The organism is Sinorhizobium kostiense, assembly GCF_017874595.1.
Taxonomy (GTDB): domain Bacteria; phylum Pseudomonadota; class Alphaproteobacteria; order Rhizobiales; family Rhizobiaceae; genus Sinorhizobium; species Sinorhizobium kostiense.
Genome location: NZ_JAGILA010000010.1, coordinates 141454 through 161680 on the forward strand (window position 1 = coordinate 141454; position 20227 = coordinate 161680).

The window sequence follows — 20227 nt, forward strand, 5'->3', positions numbered from 1 at the left end:
CCGAACATTACCAGGAGCAGATCGCGGTCCCTCGCGATCCCACGTGGACGTGCGGCCTAGATGGAAGAGGTGATGTGGTGCACCCGCAGCAGCACCTTGACCCTGCCAAGCCGATTCCGTCCATTGAGAGCGGTAAAGCTGGCTTAATTTCAGGGACAAGTCGTCGCGTGTTCCCCACCCCAAGACTGCCGGTTCGGCGCCACGGCAGGCCGAGTAGGTACTGACGATTGGTCGCCAGAACGTTTCACAGGCGACAGAAAGGGTAGTTGTCCTAACCCCGTCATCTCGAAATAGGTCGTTAGCACGTGCGAATGCGCAAGCCGCCCATATTGGTTTCAACGTCATCAAACAGAACGAAACCACACTCGAGGCAGGCTCTTTCCGCCGGTTTGGTTTCTTGCTGCTCTGGGGCGGCTTTTCGAGGCGCAGCCGGGAGTCAGAAGCGGCCTCGACGCGGCGAACGGCTTGCGCTGCTTCTCGAGTCAAGGCCACTCACGCGCGGCCAGAAGCGCTGCGAGCCGAGAGCCCGTGCCGCAAAGCTGAGCCACGAGCCCAGCGCCGCATCGACTGCTGCGCCGCCGCGGCTCGGTCGCAAACTTTTCCAACGATGTAAATCTCAGAGCCGCGCCTTCCATATTGATCTACGAACAGCTCGGCGCGCCACTGCTACCACATCCCACCAACTGAGTAACGGCTCGTATACTGACACCCACTGGCCGGCGTGCGGTTGCATGCGGTAGTTTATATGTGGTGTTTTACCTTTTTAACTTTTTATCAGCAGTAGAGTTCTTTATTGGGCTGACGCGAGCAGGTGGCGAAATGCACCACTCGTTGGTATCACCGCACACGCCAGTCGGGCTAAGGAAGGCTGGCCCCGGTTGACCGAGCACTACCACGGCAAGATGGGCCGCTTTCAAATCAGGCAGGGGCCCAACGCTCGCGAGTTTTACGCGCAGGAACGCGCAGCGATACTAAGGGGGGAAGATGAACTTCGACGAAATGGACAATATCGTTCGCACTGCACTCCAAGCAATCCGACAGGGCCGGATCGGCTTTTCCGTGCAGCAAGTGAACTGCGTCAATCATCACCACGAGGTATTATATTCTGACTGTCTGGCGAGACTTCTAAGACTCGGTGGTTCCGTGGTCACCACCGGTGATTTTTTTCCCGCCCTAGAGGCCTCAGGATATGCGCCTGAATTGGATCGCTCCATCTTGAGCTTAGCCTTCGAATGGTTGTCCAACACTGCGTCAGGCTCGCTCGGATGCAACGTTTCATCCTTGAACTTCTCCAGCGCGGAACACCGGGCGATGCTCTATGATCAACTCCATCGAAATCGATCGCTTGCACCGCGACTGGTCTTGGAGATTACTGAGAGCGCGCCGAGCTTCGGCGCTGCGGAATTGATTCAAGATTTTCGGAAGTTAGGTTACAGGGTTGCTATTGACGACTTCGGGAGTGGTTTCTGGACCCCCGAAGCGATTTTTTAGATTGACGCTTTTTTCGCACAGTCGAACACTCGTCTGAGTGCTGACCGCTTGTTGTACCATGTGGCAGGGTTGGCCTCCTGCGTGGCACCCACAATCGTAGTGGAAGGGATTGAGACTTACGAGCAGCTTACTCTCGCCAGAGCGGCTGGTGCCACCCGTGTCCAGGGATATCTCCTGTCAGAGCCTCCGCTGTGGCCGGTCTTTGGGGGATTGGCACATCACGCCGTTATGGACAGCACAACCGCGAATGTGTTGGAGGCTCCCGGCTTCACGAGGCTGTCGGCCTGACAACCTCGTCCTGACTTTACGGCGTAGGCTGCTATTCAGGGGTGTGCGCACGATCATTTGCTCCCGTGACTTGGCAGCTTCGTGGTGTGCGGTCGGTTTATCCGGCCGCTACTGGAGCTCCATAGACCCGCCTTTCGCCAACAGCGCCCAAACGATGCGCGCCAACTTGTTGGCACGGGCGACGATGACAAGCATACGTGGCTTACGGACGAGCAAGTTTCTGTTTTCCGGTATCCCTCCGGACGGGACCGTCTTGCGAAGTTCCGCGTCTCCCGTGAGTCTGCGCTCTTAAGAGTGGACTTAAGAGCGCACTGAGCAATTCATGGGACATGCAGTTTTGCTGACGGGGCCAGAGCGGCGTCGGCGATGGTCATTGGAAGATCGCGCGCAGATACTGGCGGAGGCCTTCGCGCCGGGCGCGGTGGTTTCCGAAGTTGCGCGCCGCTTCGAGGTTTCGACCGGCCTGCTCTACACATGGCGGCGGCAAGCTTTGGTCCAGCAGGCCGAGCCCGCCTTTGTCCAAGCCAAGCTTGTTGGCTCTGCCAGCAGTGATGCGGTGGAACTGGCCATGACCGTGGACTTCCCGAACGGCGTGAAGGTGAGAATTGGCTCAGCAGCGCCATGCGACCTGGCAGCCGCAATTATGCGAGCGCTCAAATGATCCCGATCAGTTCCGGGGTGCGGGTGTGGATCGCGAGCGGTCACTGCGACATGCGCAAGGGCATGCAGGGTCTGGCGCTGCTGGTGCAGGAGGGCCTCGGCCGCGATCCGTTTAAGGGCGACGTCTTCGTCTTTCGGGGGCGTAGCGGCCGACTGATAAAAGCCCTCTGGCATGATGGGATCGGCCTATCGCTGTATGCGAAACGGCTCGAGCGCGGCCGCTTCATCTGGCCGGCGATAGAGAGTGGCGCGATCGCGCTGACCGCCGGTCAGATGTCCTATCTGCTGGAAGGGATCGATTGGCGAAACCCGCAGCAGACCTGGCGTCCGACCAGCGCCGGGTGAGCTGTTCGCGGACGAATATTCCGGGATAAGCCCTTTGAAAGACTAGGCAAATCAGGGCTTCTGTGATTCACTTCGGACATGGAAAACAGCCCTGATTTGCTTCCCGACGATGTTGCTGCCCTACGGGCAGAGCTCATCGCGGCACGCGCCAAGGGCGCCTGAGGCTGAACTTGCCGTTGCCAAGGCCAAGGCGTCCGACGATCTTGCCGTCATTGCCCGACAAAAGTTGCGCATCGAAAAGCTCGAGCGGCAGCTTTATGGCCCGAAGGCGGAGCGTCGTGCCCGGCTGATCGACCAGATGGAGTTCCAACTGGCAGAGTTGGAGATGGCGGCGACCGAGGACGAGCTCGCTGCCGAATTGGCGGTGGCGGCCACCGTCACTGTCGCCGGCTTTACCCGCAGCCGGCCGGTGAAGAAGGCTTTCCCCGAGCATCTTCCGCGCGAACGCGTCGTCGTGCCCGGTCCCATGAGCTGCCAGTGCTGTGGCGGCGACCGGCTGCGCAAGCTGGGTGAGGACATCACCGAGACCCTCGAGGTCGTTCCGCGCCAATGGAAGGTGACCCAGACGGTGCGCGAGAAGTTCACCTGCCGCGATTGCGAAAAGATCAGCCAGGCTCCGCCCCCCTTCCACGCCATCCCGCGCGGATGGGCCGGCCCCAATCTTCTGGCGATGATCCTGTTCGACAAGTTCGGCCAGCATCTGCCGCTCAACCGTCAGGTCGAGCGCTTCGAACGCGAAGGCGTTCCGCTCAGCCTGTCGACGGTGGCCGATAGCACCGTACTCGATCCGATCCTCAAACGGATCGAAGCCCATACATTTGCGGCAGAGCGGTTGCACGGCGACGACACGACGGTTCCGGTCCTGGCGGCAGGGAAGACCGATATCGCCCGAAGTTGGGTCTATGTGCGCGACGATCGGCCGTTCGGCGGCACAGCCGCACCGTCGGCGATGTTCTACTATTCCCGTGATCGCGCGGGCGAGCACCCGCAGGCGCATCTCGCCGGCTATAGCGGCATTCTGCAGGCGGACGCCTATACCGGCTACACCAAACTCTATCTTCCGGATCGACGGCCAGGCCCGATAACGGAAGCAGCCTGCTGGGTCCATGCGAGGCGGCCCTTTTTTGCGATGGCCGACGTCGAGGCGAATGCGCGCCGAAGAGCGCAGGGCAAGAAGCCGGCCGTCATATCGCCGATCGCGCTGGACATGGTGCAACGGATCGATGCCCTGTTCGACATCGAGCGCGAGATCAACGGTCAAAGCGCAGAGATCCGCAAGGCCGTTCGTCAGGAGCGCAGCAAACCCTTGGCCCTGGGCCTGGAAGCGTGGATGAAGGCTCAACGTGCCAAGCTGTCTCGCAACGATGATCTCGCCAAGGCCTTCGATTACCTGCTGAACCGCTGGTCTGCCTTCACCCTCTTCCTCGACGATGGGCGTGTCTGTCTCTCGAACAATGCCGCCGAACGCGCCCTGCGCGGCATAGCGTTGGGCAGGAAATCGTGGTTGTTCGCCGGGTCGGACCGCGGTGGCCAGCGCGCCGCCGCCATGTACAGCTTGATTGTCTCGGCCAAAATGAACGACGTCGATCCGCAAGCCTGGCTCGCCGACGTGCTTCACCGCATTGCCGGTTATCCCGCGCATCGGATCGATGAGCTCTTGCCCTGGAACTGGAAGACCGCGTCGCCGGCGGCGCAGATGCTGGCAGCCTAAAGATGCCGGCTTCCCTGGTACGCCTGAAGGTCACCCTCGACCATGTGGAACCGACGGTGATGCGGCGCGTTGTGGTGCCGTTCCGCATCAAGCTCCATCGCCTTCATGAGGTGCTGCAGGCGGCGATGGGCTGGAGCAACAGCCACCTTTACGAATTCCGCATCCGCGACGTCGGCTTTGGTCCGGCTGATCAGGACTGGGGAGATGGCCCGCTCGATGCGCGCAAGATCTCGCTGCTTGCGGCAATCGAAGATATCGGCGCGAGATCGTTCAAGTACCTTTACGACTTCGGCGACGGCTGGACGCACAGTATCAAGATCGAGCGCACCTTCCCCGTCATCGGCCTTGCAGAGCCAATGCTCCTCGAAGCAACCGGACGCTGCCCTCCCGAGGACATCGGCGGGCCATGGGGCTGCCAGGAGTTCCGCGAGGCTCTCGCCGATCCGACCCACGAGCGGCACGCCGAGCTCGTCGAATGGTGGGGCGGCGAGGATTACGATCCGGATAAGGCCAACTTCGCCGAGCTCAACAAAGCCGTCGATGATCTGGCCGCAAAGTGGGCCCGCAAATCACGCCGAAAAATCTGAAAGTCCTTCAGGCTGCGGTCTTCGCCGGATGCTTACGTTTTCCGCCAGTAGATCGCTGAAGTGGCGTCAGGCCGAGCCAGGCGGCAAAATCACGTCCTTTTTTGAAGGTCGACGCCGCTGGAGCCAAAGCTATCAATGCCGTCGCTGTTATCGGCCCTACACCTGGGATCGTCGCAAGCCGCCGAGCGTCCGCGTCTTCCCGGGCGCGACGTGCGACCTCGTGGTCGAGCCGCCTGATTCGGTCCTCTAGAGATCGCAGGGTATCGACCGACATGGCGAGCGCAAGACGAGCTGCGTCCGGCAGAGTGTTCTTATCATCCGTCACGCATCCGATGAGCCCGGCAACATGCGATGGACCCTGAGCGGTGACGAAGCCGTATTCGGCGAGGTGACTGCGGAGCGCGTTGATAACTTGCGTTCGCTGTCGCACCAGCAAGTCCCGAGCCCGAAACACAACGGCGCTTGCCTGAGCATTCTCACTCTTTATAGCGATGAAACGCATCGTCGGACGCTAGGCAGCCTCACAAATTGCCTCGGGCGGGGTCGGCCACGTCGTTCTTTGTCGCTTCACGAACGGCTTCTAGGCCGGCGGGATCAATCTAACAGTGTGGCCAAATTTACCAATCTCCCTCGCCCAAGGTGATCTATACCACCGTCGATGTCGTTGGGCCGGCGATGGCGGGCGTGGTCGTAACTTGGCTTGGGCCGGAAGCTGCGATGGCCATGATCGCCGCAGGCTATGCAGGTGCGGCAATCTGCTTGTCTCGCGTGCAATACTTGCCGGGGTTGGCTTCCACACAGACATCTTTCCTGCGCCAAGCGATCGAAGGCATTCAGCTGGTATCGCGGCAGCCGACGCTCCGCGGCCTAGCCTTCTCCTGCTCACTGTATGAGATCACGTGGGGCGCCCTCTACGTGGCGGTTCCGGTGTTCGTGGCTGATCGCTACGCCACGGCGGTCGGCAGTTCAGTAACGGGGCTTTTGTGGGCTGCGACGGGTATTGCCGGAGGTGTGGGTGCGCTCGTCGCTGGGCATGTGCGCACCACTGGACGCGAGAGACGTGTCATGGCCGCCGGAATGCTCATCACAGGCTTTGCAGCATGGCCGCTTGCGGCGGAGTTCGGTATCTGCGGTCTGGCAATCGGCCTGATGCTCGCCGGCGCGATGTCCGGCCCAATCACTGTCGCGCTGCTGACGTTGCGCCAACGGCGCACCGATCCGCAACAGCTTGGCCGCGTCATGTCCATTTCGATAGGCCTGAACATCGCAGGCTTCCCGCTGGGCTCAGCCATTGCGGGGACAGCAGTCACGCAATCCTTGTTAGCCACATTCGTTTGGCTGGCAGCGCCTCTGTCGTTGCAGCCATAGCAACCGTCTCCATCCCTCCCGATGCAGCCCCGCGGCCGGAAGGTAGCGATCGCGATATCGAGAGGCCGATTGCAACAGGTGGCTTGATCGGCATTGATGGTCATAACTGTTGAGGTATAACCGGCTTCGTGATTGGCTGAGCCTCATAGGTTTTCGTCCGGCTCCATCTCCAAGAGCATTGATCAAATGGCGCAAGGGCCATCACCGCTGGCCCTGACTTCGGCATGTATTCGCCGATGGCGGCTATGCGGGCGACAAGTTGAAAGGGAGACCGGAGAAGATCGGCCGATGGACGATGGAAATAGTCAAGCGTTCCGACAAGATCGAGGGCTTCACCATCCTACCGCGCCGCCGGTGGCTGGTGGAGCGGAACGCTCGGTCGCTGCTGTAGACTGGCCAGGATTGGGAGAAAACGATCGCATCCGCTGAGGCATGGATCACTATCGCCCACATCCGCATGCTCACACGGCGGCTCGCAAGATACGGATAGCGCTGAGGTCTTTTCGAGTCAGGCTTCTAGAATGAAGAAGTCGAAACAGGGGCCGAATGGGTAGGCCCATTACCGACATAGTCGGTTTGTCGCGCCCGCGACACGGCCTTGTTGAGCAATCTCTTGTCCGACTTCCAGCCTACGCAGTTGAAAAGCCTACAGAATTTCATTCTTCGTTTGGATCAGCGAAATTGGCATGAGGTTTGCGTTCAACCACTTCGAAGTCGAGTGAACTGCCGACAGGCGTTCATGTCGCGGGCAACATCGCACGATGAAACGAGGCAAGCAACATGTCAGGTCTGCTTCAGATTAAATTCTGCAGTAACGCTGCCATCGGCGAGGCCGGGCATGCCTTTCGCCTCATTGCGGGGCAACATGCGCCTCAAGGTCTCCACCTGCTGGCGTACGGTGGCCGCGATCTCTGTCACAATTACCGATCTATTCTGAACGCTGCACATCGATCAATCCCGTCCATGCGACTAAAGCCGCTGCGGTCCCTCGCCGGCCTGGAAATCCCCAACCGCGAAAAAGGAGCCTCCAGATGAGAAAAGTCGTCGCCGCCAAGCTTCATGGCATCACCGTAACAGATGCGGATCTAAACTACCACGGCTCAATAACTTTGGATCCAGATCACTGCGATGAGGCGGGTATTCTCCCGCTGGAGTACGTCGACATCTGGAATAAGGCTTCAGGGGCGCGACTTAGCACGTATGTCATTTATGGTGAGAGGGGTTCTCGTTGCTGTGTGCTGAACGGAGCTGCTGCTCGCACATGCCAGATTGGAGATGAATTAATCGTTTGCTCCTCAGCATACATTGAGAAACACCGGATCACGGAAATCAAAACGCGAGTGCTGACGTTCAATCGGGACAATTCTGTCCGCGACCGCATGTTTTACGATGCTGGAGTCAAAGATGATGGAAGAATGACATTCGCGGTTCGCAAAGGCTCTCCTGGTGACAACCTCTAAAGAAGTAAACAAGTCGGCTTCAATAGCTGAAAGCTCACCGAAATCAGCCTAACATCACAGTTGCATTCATATTTCAGATGACGTCGACGGCCGCCTGATGGCGTCTCCAGCATGACCATGCGATGACGTATGCGGGGTTGAATGCGGCGCTGGGCAAGCCTGGTAGCGATGCGCCGGACGTCCTATATAGACCAGCGGATCAGATTCTGATGGTCGGAATCTGCGGTCTTTTAGGGCGTTACGTCTGGCGGGTATCTGGAGACCCATAGAACAGCATCGAGGGTGTGACCCCCCCCGGTTAGTGAGGAATGCAGGACGGCGGATACGCATAACATCAGCGGTTGGCCCGACTACATGTCCGCGAGCGTTCACGCTGCGAGGACAAGATCATATCCGATAGTGTGGTCGATGACTGGACGCGAGCCACCATTTCATGCGACGTGGCAATGCTCGTCATTCGCCACGCCGTTCGACACAAGAGAAGCTGACCACAGTGGACGCCCTTGTTTTGTAAATGTGCTGAGCGAGGATGGTTCTTCCTCGTCGCGGGCGAGCCGCCGGTGAAAGGCAGCGGGCAGCAGCGTCCGATTTGCGGCGATGTACACATGAGCTAAGCGAACTTTGAGAAACAGCACTGGCGCCATTGATCACCTCTTACGCTTGCGCGTTTTCTGCAGGACATATGTGTCGAATTCTGCAAGATGTGTTTCGCTCGCCGCTAAAGCTTGAAGCGCGCGGCTCTTCGTCTGACCGCGATCAGTTCCACGAGACATTCCACTGCCGCGAATGCCGGAGCCATGGTGTGAAGAACGCAGGCGTTTCGGTCTAAACGCTGATTGCAATCTTGGAAAGGTTAGCGATGGGAGACAGTTCGCTGTCGGTTAATGCGATTAGCGTTTCGCACCGCGAGAAACGGTGAACTCGGCGGCCTGCACCGTAAAGCGAGTTAGGGCCTGACCGTAATCGCAGTGATATCGCTGTCCGCGATCCACTGGAATGCGTGTCAGCGACCTTTCCGGAGCCTGCAATTCGACGTGTTCGGCCTAGGGGATGCCCTTTCCGAAATAGCGTGTGTGGGCGACATTGAGGATGTGATTGACCAAGCTCGAGAAGCTGTATCCGGCGGTCGTCGCGGACAGCATATAAGAGTCGCGCATATCGAATGAGGGCATTGAGTTGGCCTCCAGGACAAAGGGCTGGCCGGTGCGATCGATTCGGAAGTCGACCCGGCCAAAGTCCCGACACTGGCAGGCACGGAAGGTCGCAACCGACATATCCCGCAGCATAGTCGCAAGTCTGCTCCCGATTTGCGCCGGGCAAATCTTCTGTGGCGCCGCGACCGCCATGTGCATCTTGTCTTCCCAAGTCATAAGGCGCGTTTCTCGGTCCCCGAACTCCTGCTCCACCAAAGGCAACAGCTCGAGCTCTTCGTCTCCAAGCAGCGCAACGGAGACTTCCCGCCCCTCGATGTATTCTTCCACGAGCGCATCCTGCGAATACTGCGTGACGATCACTTCCACGGCCTGCCTCAATCGAGCGGGCTCATGCACGAGCTGCAATCCGCGGCTGGTGGATTCTTTACGCGGCTTCACCACCACCGGGAATCGCAGGTCGCCGGTGCTTTCGGTGCCGCGACGCATCACGCGAAAGTTCGGCGTCGGCAGGCCGCGATCGCGGATGAGCCGCTTGGTGATAACCTTGTCATGCGCCAGCCCATGCCCGAGCGGGCTTGATCCGGTATATGGGACACCGGCCATCTCGAGCATTGCCGGAATGTGGGTGTAAGGGTATTCGCCCTGAATTCCGTATGCCATGTTGAAGACCATTCCGGAGGGGCGGGCTTGTGGATCGGGTGGCATGAACTGCTCGAGCGTGGGGAGCAGTCCTATGTCGCCTTCACATAGCAGCGTTTCGTGGCCGCCCTCTTGCAGTGCCGCCATCACCCTTTGAATTGTCCCGTGGTCGTCGTCCAGCGCACAAGACCGACCGAACCTATTGATCACGCCCGCATGTTCATGGTTCCACGCTATGGCTACCCGCATGAGCTACTCCTTTAAAAATCTGCCCGATGGCACGTTCACGTTCATTCGTTCGGATTTGGTCTCGGCACCCCGATCACCAGATTGGCACTTACGCGACAAGCTCGTTAGTATTAGGGCCCAGCCTTGCAGCACGGACGAGCAGCGTCCTCAGCACCTTCGGCACCACACATCCAGCTTAGCTGCCGGTATGCCACGCTGCTGGAACGGCACACCGTCCGCCTTGCCGAAGGTGGTGCGTAGCACCGCTTCACGCGCCAGTCGAAGGGTCTGTCGGGCTGGGCTTTGTCGTTTGAGCGAGTATCATGTGAACTCCTTGGCTGAAGACAGCGCGACGCCTATGGTCGAAACGGGCATCCTGGCAGCGCACCTGCAATTGGCATGCCACCAAACGTATTTGCGAGCAGGAGCGCAAAGTCAGGCGTTTCGCCGTTGCCAGCGTTACGCTAGTGCCTGGGTCGTCTGGTTCTGAACACAGATGTCGTCAACCGGCCATGGTAAATCTGAAAAACATGGAACCGCATCTGGGTTCAGAAGTACGAAGAAGGCGGACGACGATGCGCAGGCCGTCGATCTGATCCAGGAGTACGAGGCCCGGATCGCGGCGCTGGAGCGGCTGGTCGGCAAGCAGGCGCTCGAGTTGGAGTTCCTAAAGGGGGCTCTGAAAAACGCACCGCCGCCGAAAAGCGGAACTATATCCGTTATAAACGGCCCCGCGGCATCTCCATCGCGAAAGGATGCCGGCTAATGGGAATCGCGCGTTCCACTTATTATGACCGCCCAGAAAGGCCGCCCGGCGACACCGCGATCGTCGAAGCGATGTCGCGATCTGCGATGAGTTCGAGTCCTACGGCTATCGCCGCGTCGGTGCGGCCCTGCGGCAGCAGGGCATTGTGATGAACCACAAGAAGATTCACCGCCTCATGCGCGAACACGACCTGCGGCCGAAGTTCAGGCGACGGTTCATTGCCACGATCGATAGCGACCACGACGGCCCGATCTTCCCGAACCTGGCAAAGGACATCATCCCGAGCGGTCCCAACCGCTGAACGGCAGGTAACCGAGCTCGTCGAGAATCACGAGATCGGAATGAACGGGACGATTGGCGATCTGCCCGGAACGCCCTTGCACCTTCTCCTGTTCGAGGGCGTTGACGAACTCGACGGTGGAGAAGAAGCGGACCCGCTTGTGGTGATGCTCGATGGCCTGCACACCGACGGCGGTGGCGATGTGGGTTTTGCCCGTGCTGGGACCACCGACCAGCACGATGTTGTTGGCCTCGCCGATGAAGTCGCAGCGATGGAGCTGGCGCACGAGCGCCTCATTGATCTCGCTGCTGGCAAAATCGAAGCCGTTCAAGTCCCGGTAGGCCGGAAAGCGGGCGGCTTTGAGCTGGTAAGCAACCGACCGGACCTCCCGTTCGGCCTTCTCGGCCTTGAGGAGTTGCGACAGGATCGGAACGGAACGTCTAAGATGTTGGTTCTTTTGTTTCAGGCCGCGCCTAAAGAAGGTCGCCGACTGCCGCTATCGTGAAACTGCCCGCAACGCTTGTTTTGATCGAATCGACCGTATCGAAGTAACCACCCCGCGGGATCGCAGAGTGACCAGACTCGCCAATATCCATAGGATCTCTCACTTTTCACGATTACGGGTCTGACTAAGAAATGTTTGGTTTCTCCGATGCTCGAATAGGCTCATTAGCCCGTGCCAGACGAGCTGTTGGACAATCTCGCGCAGCAGCCGATTGCGCCTGCATGCCTGATGCAGGGGCCCGTACATGGCAGGCCACGACGCGGCCGTCTGTCATCGGTACCAAGGGTGGAACTTCGATTCGACAACGCTCGACCGCGAGTGGGCAACGGGGATGAAACGTGCACCCGCTCGGCGGGTTGATCGGGCTTGGCACCTCGCCCGCGACGGGCGCCTCGAATCGAACGCCCGTGGGATCCGGTACAGGTGCCGCCGCGATCAGCGCTTCGGTGTAGGGGTGGACCGGCTTCGCGAAGAGGGCCTCGCATGTGGCCAGTTCCACGATCCGCCCCAAATACATGACCGCGACACGATGGCCCAGATGCTCCACAACAGCGAGGTCATGCGAAATGAAGACGAAGGCGATGCGCAATTGTTGCTGAAGATCCATAAGCAGATTCAGAATCTGTGCCTGCACGGAGACATCCAGGGCAGAAACGGCCTCGTCGGCGATGATAATTGACGGCTTAAGCGCTAGTGCCCGCGCAATACCGAGCCGCTGGCGTTGGCCACCCGATAACTCCGACGGCAGCCTGTGCATCATCTCGGGCGACATTCCCACCTTATGGAGAAGGTCCGCGGCAAGGGCTTCACGTTGCTTGCGGCTGAGACGCTCATAATTCTCGACGGGTTCGGTGATGATCTGTCCTGCGGTAAGACGCGGGTTCAGCGACGAGTAGGGATCTTGAAACACCATCTGCATTAGACGGCGATACGCGCGAAGCTCGTGCTTCTTAAGGCCTGCTATATCGGTGCCATCGATCATGACGCGTCCACCCGTCGGATCCACGAGCCGCATCAACAGGCGGGCGACGGTGGACTTTCCACAGCCGGATTCGCCGACGATGCATAATGTCTCGCCCGCTTCGACAGAGAAGGACACGTCCTCCACCGCCCGCACCACCGGGGTGGTCTTCTTCAGGAATCCCGCACCAATGGGATAATGCTTGGTCAGATTTTCGACTTTTAGCAAGGGACCGCTCATGCGCATACAATCTCCTCTGAGCGCCAGCATGCCGCGGTGTGACCCGATTCGATTTCTCGCAGCACAGGCGTCTTTTCGCGGCAAATGTCGATTGCGAACGGGCAGCGAGGTGCAAAGCTGCACCCGATAATCGGGTCACGGAGATTAGGTACAATTCCAGGAATTTCGGGCAGACGGCTCTGTCGGCCCCGCCGCCGATCAGGTACGGAGCGCATGAGGGCCTGAGTGTACGGGTGCATGGGTCGCGCGAACAGATCCATCACGGAAGCTTGCTCGATGATCCGGCCGGCATACATAACGATAACGCGTTGGCATGTCTCGGCCACGACGCCAAGGTCATGGGTAATGAACATCACGGCCGTACCGGTGCGCTCCTTCAGATCGACGATCAGCCGCAGGATCTGCGCCTGGATAGTGACGTCGAGTGCGGTTGTCGGCTCGTCGGCGATCAACACTTCCGGCGAGCAGGCAAGGGCCATCGCGATCATGACGCGTTGGCGCATGCCGCCCGACATTTCATAGGGATAGTTGCTCACACGGCGCTCGGGGTCTGCGATGCGGACGAAACGGAGCATCTCCTCAGCCTTCGTCAACGCACTTGAGCGGGAAACGCCCGTATGAATCTGTACCGCTTCGGCAATCTGGTGGCCAACCGTGTAAACCGGGTTTAGGCTCGTCATCGGATCCTGGAAGATCATGGCGATCTTTCCGCCGCGGATCTTTCGCATCTCCTGCTCGGACAACTTCAAAAGGTCTTGTCCGTGGAACCGGACCTCGCCGCCTACAGTTCTGGCTGTCAGCTTCGGCAGTAGGCGAAGAATGGAAAGAGCGGTAACGCTCTTGCCGCACCCGGACTCCCCGACGACACCGACGGTTTCGCCCTTCATTATCTGGAAACTGATACCACCCAACGCGCGAGTGACGCTCTCTTCCCCGTAAAAATGCGTTTCAAGGCTTCGAACGTCTAGAAGTACGTCATGCCTTATCGTTTTATGCATTTGCATGTCAGCGCCTCCGCTTCGCGCGGGGATCGAACATATCACGCAGACCATCCCCCAGAAGGTTCACCGCAAGCACCGTGACGGCGAGACATATCCCGGGGCCAAAGATCGTCAGTGGAGCCATGGCAAGATACAGCCGCGAACTGGCAATCATGTTGCCCCAGCTGGGGATCTCGGGTGGAACACCTGCGCCGAGGAAACTGAGCGCCGCCTCCGTAATAATCGCGCTGGCACAGACTATGGCACTCTGGACCATGAGCGCCGGAATAGTGCTCGGGAGAATATGCCGCCACAGCACCTTGTGAAGCCTCGCACCGCCGCAGAGGGCGGCCTCCACGTACGGACGTTCTCGCACGCTGAGGACTACTGAACGAACCAAGCGCGCGACCGCGGGCGTTTCAGGGATCGCTATGGCCACGATAAGAATACCGATCCCGGGGCCGGTCAAAGAGATAAGGGCAATGGCTAACAGGATCGTCGGGATCGACATCAAACCGTCCATCACCCGCATCATAACACTGTCGAAGGTGCGGTTGTAACCGGCGAGAATGCCGATCAGGAGTCCGACAAGAGCGGCGCAAGCAGCCGATGCCAACCCGACCATCAGGGATATCCGCGCTCCGAAAATTGTTCGGGCAAACACATCGCGACCCAGATGGTCGCTCCCGAACCACATTTCGCCCGAAGGTGGCTTTAGTCGTTTGAACGGATCCATGTTCCCTGGATCGCCGGCGTAAAGCGGGGCCGAGAGCGCCAGAACGATCAGAAGCGCCAACAGGCCACCGCCGATAAGAACCAGCGGATGCCGCCTTGCGAGGCGGGCAAGGCCGGAAAATTCCAGCGGGGCCGTCGGCGTTATTTCAAGTGTTGCGGCGGGGAGCGTCATATCAGTACCGGATGCGCGGGTCGATCAGCATATAGGTTAGATCGACCGTGAGGTTGATGAGGACGTACAGTCCCGAAGTCAGGATGAGCACGCTTTGAATGATGGGATAGTCGCGGTTGTTGATTGCGTCGACGACCAGACGACCAATACCGGGTATGTTGAACACCGTTTCCGTGATAACGACGCCGCCGATCAGATAGGCGAAGCTTATGCCAACGACGGTGAGGATCGGTACGCCGGCATTCTTCAAAGCATGGTGGAAAAGCATTGCATAGGACGATGCGCCCTTAGCAGCTGCCGTTCGCATATAGTCTTCCGACAGAACTTCCAGCATGCTGGCCCGCGTGACCCGGGCGATGAAGGCAATGAAGCCGAGGCCCAAGGCAACGGTGGGCAGGATCAGGTGCACAAACCAGAGTGCGATGCCATTGCCGATCGGCACATATCCCTGGACCGGCAGCCAGTGTGTTCGTACGGCGAAAAAGTAGATCAGGAAGAAGCCGATGACGAAGACCGGAACGGAACATCCTAGTGCCGAAAATGCAGTAAGAATCCGATCGACGAAACCTCCAGCTCGCCATGCTGCGAGGACCCCGAAGGAGACGCCGACTGTTACCGCAAGTATCATTGTCAGGATTGCCAGTGACACAGTCGGTTCAAGCCGTTGCGACAAGAGTTCAAGAACCGGCCGTCCGGCAAAGATCGAGGTGCCGAAATCGCCGCCGAGCATGTCGCGCACCCAACGAATGAACTGAACCGGCATTGGATCGTTCAGCCCCAATTGCTCGCGAATAGCGGCAATCATCTCCTCCGTCGCCGACTGGCCAGCGATGATCGCGGCCGGGTCGCCGGGCGCCAGCCGGAGCAGAAGGAAAACGAAAATTCCGACCATCGCCATGACGGCGATGGCCGAAACCAGCCTGCGGAAGACGTAACCAGCCATCGCTCAGACTTTTTCCATGTTCCACAGCGGAACCAACCCATCAGTGCTTATGACGCCGGTGAGCGTCTTCTGGCGCGCAGAGGGCGAGACCGCTTGACCCAGGAAAACCGCTCCGACAAAATCCCACCAAAGATGTTGCATCCTACGGGCCAGAGCCTTGCGTTCCTCCAGCGTTTCAACAACCGCCCATTGGGCCCGAAGAGCCTCATATTCCTCATTCTTCGGCCAGCCGTACCAAGCATTTTCGCCGTTCGCTTGGAGGAGAGCGGTCCCCATCGGATCGGAGAGAGCGCCATTTGGCCAACTCGATATGTGAATGTTCCAGCCACCCTCGTCAACGGGGCCCTTGTTCGCTCGGCGCGCGGTAATGCCAGCCCAGTCGCTCGGGGCCAGTTCGGCATTGACGCCGATTTTCTTCAACTCAGACGCTAATAGCTGGGCGGCAACGTCGCCCTGTGCCCAGTCAGTAGAGTCGAGAATGACCATCCTCTCGCCTGCGTATCCGGACTCTTTGAAGAGCTGCTTGGCTTTCTCTGGGTCGCCGCCCTTCTTATACCATCCCATGTTTTCATCATTTGAGTATGGCGAGCCATTGCCGAACATCGACGTAATGGGGTGGCGGTATCTTGGATCGGGAGCAATGACTGTCATGAACGCCTCCTGGTCAACCAAGTGCAAAAGCGCCTGACGAGCCTTGACGTTGTCGAACGGCGGCTGGAGGAAGTTTACTCGCGCGAACATGCATTGCCCCCCCGTGATCACAAGCTGGAGCTCAAGGTTGGGATCGCCCTCGATTGTTGAATAGAAGTCGGGGGGACAGGTAAGCAGCAGATCAATCTCACCCGCCTGCAGCGCGGCAATACCCGTCTGTTGATCGGAAATATTATCCCAGATGACTCGATCGACTTTTACGACCTTCCCCCCTGCCAGTCCGTCGGGCGCCTCTTTGCGGGGCACGTATCGTTCATTGCGGTCGTATGTGAAGCTCGCACCAGGCTTGGCGAGATCTTGATTAAACTTGAACGGCCCCGATCCGATATTGGCAGTTACTTGCTCCGTTGGGGGAAGATTCGCATCCTTCTCCCGCATTACAGCTAGAATCTGTGATGGTGAGGCCAGCGCTTCGATCAGAAGCTCAAATGGTTCCCTCAATACGATCGTAAAGGTTTTGTCATCCCTCTTCGAAACGTCCTTGGTCCTTTCCATGAGCAGTTTTCCAGCCGAGGACGCCGCGCCCCAACGTCGAATCGAAGCCACGCAGTCTGCTGCGGTGACTGGGGTTCCGTCGTGGAAGCCCAAGCCGTCCCGAAGCGCGAATGTATAGGTCATCCTGTCCTCGGACACCCCCCAGTTTCCGATCATTTGCGGGCGCGGCACGCGCTGGGAGTCGAATGCAAAGAGCATGTCATATATGGCTAGAGCATGATTTCCAGTGTTGGCGCTTGTCGTGTTGTGAGAGTCGAAGCCCGAGGGGAGTTGGTCCAGCACCACGCGGACCACCCGCGTGTCTTCTGAAGCCGCCTGAGCGCGCAGGATAGACGAAGCCGACAAGGCGGCTCCGGCGTATACACTCAGCTTGATGAGATCGCGTCGAGAAATTATCATGTGTTTCCTCCCTGTTTGAGTAGTTTCTTTTGAGTAGTTTCGTAGCTAACTTTGTCGGCGGGATCGCCCCCTAAGGGCCATGCCTTTCGAGCGCACTAGCTCGCCTATTTCACGATTGCGCTCTCCACCAGCTTCTTAAACTCTGGGCGCGTCGCGTTCCCCGTCGATTCCGACTGGGTCAAGTAGAGGCCGATCAGGTCATTTGCCTTGTCAACCCAGGATAAAGTGCCTTGAAATCCGCCATGCCCAAAAACATTATCGCCGAATACTTGCCACTGGAGACCGTATTCTTTCGAAACCAAGCCTGGGCTCGTGGCGAGTCGGACGGTCTCCTCCGACAGCAAGCGGCGTTCACCAAAGCGCCCACCGTCCAGCATACAGGACAAGAACTTCGCATAATCGATTCCCGAGGCGAAAAGGCCGCCGGATGCGCGGAAAAACGGGACTTCCTCCGGTTGCGTGTTATCCCAGGACTTCGTCCAGGGGCCGGTCTCGCCGTTCTCCCTGCAGTAGCTTGCTGCCACACGTCCTGCACGTGGATCGCCCGGCTGCAGCTTGAAGTCTAAAAACGAGTCGCCCATCGCGAGCGGCTCCAAAATTCGGGTCCTGATGAAGTCTTCGACAGGCACTCCGGAGATCTCGGCGACAACCGCCCCAAGAGTGCTCGAGCCCGGATCACTATATTCATATCGCGTGCCCGGCGGACGTTCAGGCCCTCTTCGACCGACTTCGTCAACTGCCTCCCGCAGTGAGGCGTACCGGGAGCCGTTATTCTCGACGATCGAGCCGGTGATTCCAGAGGTGTGGGTGAGAAGTTGGTATATCGTAATGTCGCGCGAACGCTCGTTATCAAATGCCGGGAGATATTTGGACACGCTGTCCTGGAGCGTCAGCCGCCCCTCTTCCTGCAACATCAGGATGGCCGTGCCGAGGAGCGGCTTTGTCATCGAGCGCATCATGAAGATTGTGTCGGTTTTCATCGGAATCTGGCGCTCTCGGTCGCTCCAGCCGACCGCCTCGTGCAACACGATCCGATTCCGGCGGATCACCAGAATCACCGCACCAACGATGCGGCCCTCGTCCACCCAGACCCGAGCAGTTTCGACGGCGTCCCCAAGGGATTGCGGCGACATGCCCACGCTTTCGGGCCACGCAGGCGAGAAGCGTTCACTCGATTCGTACAGGATGGCTTCAAAGCTCATTATGCTCTCCACAATTGTCGAAGCAGGGGCAATCCGCTTCCACCATTCTCCGCCAGCTCTAGCGCATCAATTGTTCTACATTTATTTTAATGAACCATTTGTGTCAATCCGCCACTTGGCCCTTTAATTGCGGGTCTTGGTCAAGCTTGGGGCGTGGAAAAAATCTGGGGTGCCACTTAATGCTGATGTCTCAGCTAGAGGAGGACCTGTATGGACGTACGTATCCTTCGAAACGTTTTCAGCGGGACGATCGTGGGCGGCTTTGCGATTGACCTGCTGTGAGGGGCAGCCGCTTGAGAACGCTCGGCAATCCTGACGCGGCTACGGATGGCGATCGTCGGCGCAACTTCGCACGCTAGCCGTAGACGCCCTTGCTGCTGAAGGCGACGTAATCTCTCGGATTCTTCGCATTGACGGCGACTGAAATCTCTCAATTCTCTGGGGTACAGAAATTTTGCTGTCTGAGTTGGCGCCCGGGTAGCTTGCAATCATGCCCATTCTCGTTCGCCCTTTGATCTTCCTACCGTACATCTGTGCCCCTCTAATGATGGGGTGGACACCCCCCTCGACGGCAGCGATGTGCCCCATACTGGACCGCTTCTAGGCTGCCCGAGCAGGGAGAGAACCTGGGGCCTTCTTGACCTGCATCGGGATCTCCTGTGCGCTCGTCCGGGACGGTGTCAGGTTGGCCCCTGCGATGTGTTCGCAGGGGCTCCGTTCACTCATTAGGCATATCTGATGAGTCTCCAGGTAACAGCCTTACCGCCGTAGGGGGGCATACGGTTACCTTTCGCGATTGGAGCGGTGGTTGTCGGCGAGCCGACGACCTCCCAGTTTCCACTCTCGGGGCAAATTTCTCCTGTTCGAGCCGTCGTTCCAATGGGCCTTTTCATTGCACTTACTCCCGCGACTGGTTGATGAAACTGCCTCTAGGAGTAAATTCCAACGCTCTGTTGACTTGGTAAAACTCCGCAAGGCCGATCAGTCTGACGGCGTCGCGAGCCAACCAGACCAATCGAGAGGGCGGGGCCGTTGGCGCGGTCTCGCCTTTTCTTTGTGAGACAAAGTCCCGTTGTCAGAGAGACTGTCGTTCTCTGATCGCCCCAGGCTCGCTGTTCGAGAGCGCTCCGAAGGAAGGACAACGGTCACAATTCGGTGTAACGGTATCCAGAACCACGAACAGTTTGAATGCAGTCCCCACTTTCCTCGCTTAGGTGCTTTAGTTTTTTCCGCAAGCGGCTGACATAAACATCAAGAGTCTTGTCATGGGGATCGAATTGGCGAAAGAACACGTTCTTGTACAGGAAAGACTTTGAGCAAACTCGGTTTCTATTTTTGTAAAGCGCTTCAATAATCCGCGCTTCCGCATCCGTTATCCGCAGTTCACTCCCACTACATGCCATTACTCTTCTTTGGAGGTCGCAGATTACGTGACCCAAAGGGACCAAATCCCTTCGTTGCTGTACCGACCGTTCAGATCTTTGCGTCACGAGCCTCCTCATTCGGGCGTGCAATTCCCGAACATGTAACGGCTTCATGATGTAATCGTCTGCTCCGAGGTCAATTGCATCGGCACGACTGTCACCGTCCCCCGCCCCGGAAATTAGAATAAGCGGGACATTCGTGTTACAACGAATTGCTTGCAGTATTTCGATTCCGTTACCATCTGACAGATTTACCTCAATAACTATCCCGTCAAAGTAGTCGATCTCAGTACTGTGTACGATGCGTGCAGCCTGCTTGTAGGTCGACAGAAACCGAAGGCGATCGGAGGCGACCGGCCCATGTTAGGCGAAATGTTTCGGCCATCAACGGGTCGTCTTCAATAACTAGTATATCCATTGGGGCTAGGTTACCTGCGATCGATACTAGCTGCTGCGGGACGATGCCTCTCTCGCATTGGGCAA

At 58.4% G+C, this 20227-nt stretch carries 17 protein-coding genes and 5 pseudogenes; 10 read left to right on the forward strand and 12 right to left on the reverse strand.

Annotated elements, in window-relative coordinates; all coding sequences use genetic code 11:
• The first annotated feature begins 984 nt into the window (after positions 1–984).
• Positions 985–1491, forward strand: a complete 507-nt coding sequence (locus J2Z31_RS26810) for an EAL domain-containing protein (RefSeq protein WP_209606417.1) — start codon at positions 985–987, stop codon at positions 1489–1491.
• A gap of 385 nt (positions 1492–1876) precedes the next feature.
• Here the strand turns inward: J2Z31_RS26810 and J2Z31_RS26820 are convergent.
• Positions 1877–1995 (reverse strand): annotated as a pseudogene (locus J2Z31_RS26820) (IS110 family transposase); the annotation flags it as partial.
• A 157-nt stretch (positions 1996–2152) separates the two neighbouring features.
• Here J2Z31_RS26820 and J2Z31_RS26825 point away from each other — a divergent pair.
• The 4 genes and pseudogenes from J2Z31_RS26825 to J2Z31_RS26840 all read left to right on the forward strand — a co-directional run bounded on the left by J2Z31_RS26825 (position 2153) and on the right by J2Z31_RS26840 (position 5082).
• Positions 2153–2440, forward strand: a complete 288-nt coding sequence (locus tag J2Z31_RS26825; protein ID WP_209606422.1) for a transposase — start codon at positions 2153–2155, stop codon at positions 2438–2440.
• Positions 2437–2784, forward strand: a complete 348-nt coding sequence (gene tnpB, locus J2Z31_RS26830; RefSeq protein WP_209606424.1) for an IS66 family insertion sequence element accessory protein TnpB — start codon at positions 2437–2439, stop codon at positions 2782–2784. Before J2Z31_RS26825 ends, tnpB begins: the two co-directional genes overlap by 4 nt.
• Before the next feature lie 78 nt (positions 2785–2862).
• Positions 2863–4495, forward strand: a pseudogene (gene tnpC / locus J2Z31_RS26835) (IS66 family transposase).
• A 2-nt stretch (positions 4496–4497) separates the two neighbouring features.
• Positions 4498–5082: a plasmid pRiA4b ORF-3 family protein gene (locus tag J2Z31_RS26840; RefSeq protein WP_209606428.1), complete on the forward strand. Its 585-nt coding sequence runs from the start codon at positions 4498–4500 to the stop codon at positions 5080–5082.
• A 31-nt stretch (positions 5083–5113) separates the two neighbouring features.
• Here the strand turns inward: J2Z31_RS26840 and J2Z31_RS26845 are convergent.
• Positions 5114–5719, reverse strand: a pseudogene (locus J2Z31_RS26845) (IS110 family RNA-guided transposase); the annotation flags it as partial.
• Positions 5720–5799: 80 nt separating this feature from the next.
• On the opposite strand from J2Z31_RS26845, the gene J2Z31_RS26850 reads away from it, so the two are divergent.
• The 3 genes and pseudogenes from J2Z31_RS26850 (at position 5800) to panD (ending at position 7910) form a co-directional block, all read left to right on the forward strand.
• The gene (locus J2Z31_RS26850; RefSeq protein WP_234939699.1) at positions 5800–6450 is read left to right on the forward strand and encodes an MFS transporter; all 651 of its coding nucleotides are present in this window, start codon (positions 5800–5802) and stop codon (positions 6448–6450) included.
• A 202-nt stretch (positions 6451–6652) separates the two neighbouring features.
• Positions 6653–6940 (forward strand): annotated as a pseudogene (locus tag J2Z31_RS26855) (transposase); the annotation flags it as partial.
• Between the two features lie 541 nt (positions 6941–7481).
• Entirely contained in the window at positions 7482–7910 is a 429-nt protein-coding gene (gene panD / locus J2Z31_RS26860) for an aspartate 1-decarboxylase (protein ID WP_209606430.1), read from the forward strand.
• A 431-nt stretch (positions 7911–8341) separates the two neighbouring features.
• On the opposite strand, the gene J2Z31_RS26865 is transcribed toward panD, so the two are convergent.
• Positions 8342–8554, reverse strand: a complete 213-nt coding sequence (locus J2Z31_RS26865) for a hypothetical protein (protein ID WP_209606432.1) — start codon at positions 8552–8554, stop codon at positions 8342–8344.
• Positions 8555–8953: 399 nt separating this feature from the next.
• Complete coding sequence (locus J2Z31_RS26870; RefSeq protein ID WP_209606434.1) at positions 8954–9952, reverse strand: D-alanine--D-alanine ligase family protein; 999 nt, start codon at positions 9950–9952, stop codon at positions 8954–8956.
• A 475-nt stretch (positions 9953–10427) separates the two neighbouring features.
• Between J2Z31_RS26870 and J2Z31_RS26875 the strand changes: the two genes are divergently transcribed.
• The gene (locus J2Z31_RS26875) at positions 10428–10697 is read left to right on the forward strand and encodes a hypothetical protein (RefSeq protein ID WP_328243658.1); all 270 of its coding nucleotides are present in this window, start codon (positions 10428–10430) and stop codon (positions 10695–10697) included.
• Positions 10698–10824: 127 nt separating this feature from the next.
• Entirely contained in the window at positions 10825–10998 is a 174-nt protein-coding gene (locus J2Z31_RS26880; protein ID WP_234939714.1) for an IS3 family transposase, read from the forward strand.
• On the opposite strand, the pseudogene J2Z31_RS26885 reads toward J2Z31_RS26880, so the two are convergent.
• The 8 genes and pseudogenes from J2Z31_RS26885 to J2Z31_RS30070 all read right to left on the reverse strand — a co-directional run.
• A pseudogene (locus J2Z31_RS26885) lies at positions 10994–11410 on the reverse strand (ATP-binding protein); the annotation flags it as partial. The gene J2Z31_RS26880 and the pseudogene J2Z31_RS26885 sit on opposite strands and share 5 nt — an antisense overlap.
• 196 nt (positions 11411–11606) lie before the next feature.
• On the reverse strand, positions 11607–12683 hold the full coding sequence (locus tag J2Z31_RS26890; RefSeq protein WP_234939700.1) for an ABC transporter ATP-binding protein: 1077 nt from the start codon (positions 12681–12683) through the stop codon (positions 11607–11609).
• Positions 12680–13687, reverse strand: coding sequence for an ABC transporter ATP-binding protein (locus J2Z31_RS26895; RefSeq protein WP_209606439.1), 1008 nt, complete (start codon positions 13685–13687; stop codon positions 12680–12682). The genes J2Z31_RS26890 and J2Z31_RS26895 overlap by 4 nt, the downstream gene beginning before the upstream one ends.
• 1 nt (position 13688) lies before the next feature.
• Positions 13689–14570 (reverse strand): ABC transporter permease, encoded by an 882-nt coding sequence (locus J2Z31_RS26900; protein WP_209606441.1) that lies wholly within the window; start codon positions 14568–14570, stop codon positions 13689–13691.
• Position 14571: 1 nt separating this feature from the next.
• Positions 14572–15513 (reverse strand): ABC transporter permease, encoded by a 942-nt coding sequence (locus J2Z31_RS26905; protein ID WP_209606443.1) that lies wholly within the window; start codon positions 15511–15513, stop codon positions 14572–14574.
• 3 nt (positions 15514–15516) lie between these two features.
• Positions 15517–17118, reverse strand: a complete 1602-nt coding sequence (locus J2Z31_RS26910; protein ID WP_209606445.1) for an ABC transporter substrate-binding protein — start codon at positions 17116–17118, stop codon at positions 15517–15519.
• A gap of 104 nt (positions 17119–17222) precedes the next feature.
• Positions 17223–18320, reverse strand: a complete 1098-nt coding sequence (locus tag J2Z31_RS26915; protein WP_209606447.1) for a serine hydrolase domain-containing protein — start codon at positions 18318–18320, stop codon at positions 17223–17225.
• Between the two features lie 1145 nt (positions 18321–19465).
• On the reverse strand, positions 19466–20074 hold the full coding sequence (locus J2Z31_RS30070; RefSeq protein WP_408022067.1) for a response regulator transcription factor: 609 nt from the start codon (positions 20072–20074) through the stop codon (positions 19466–19468).
• Positions 20075–20227 lie beyond the last annotated feature (153 nt).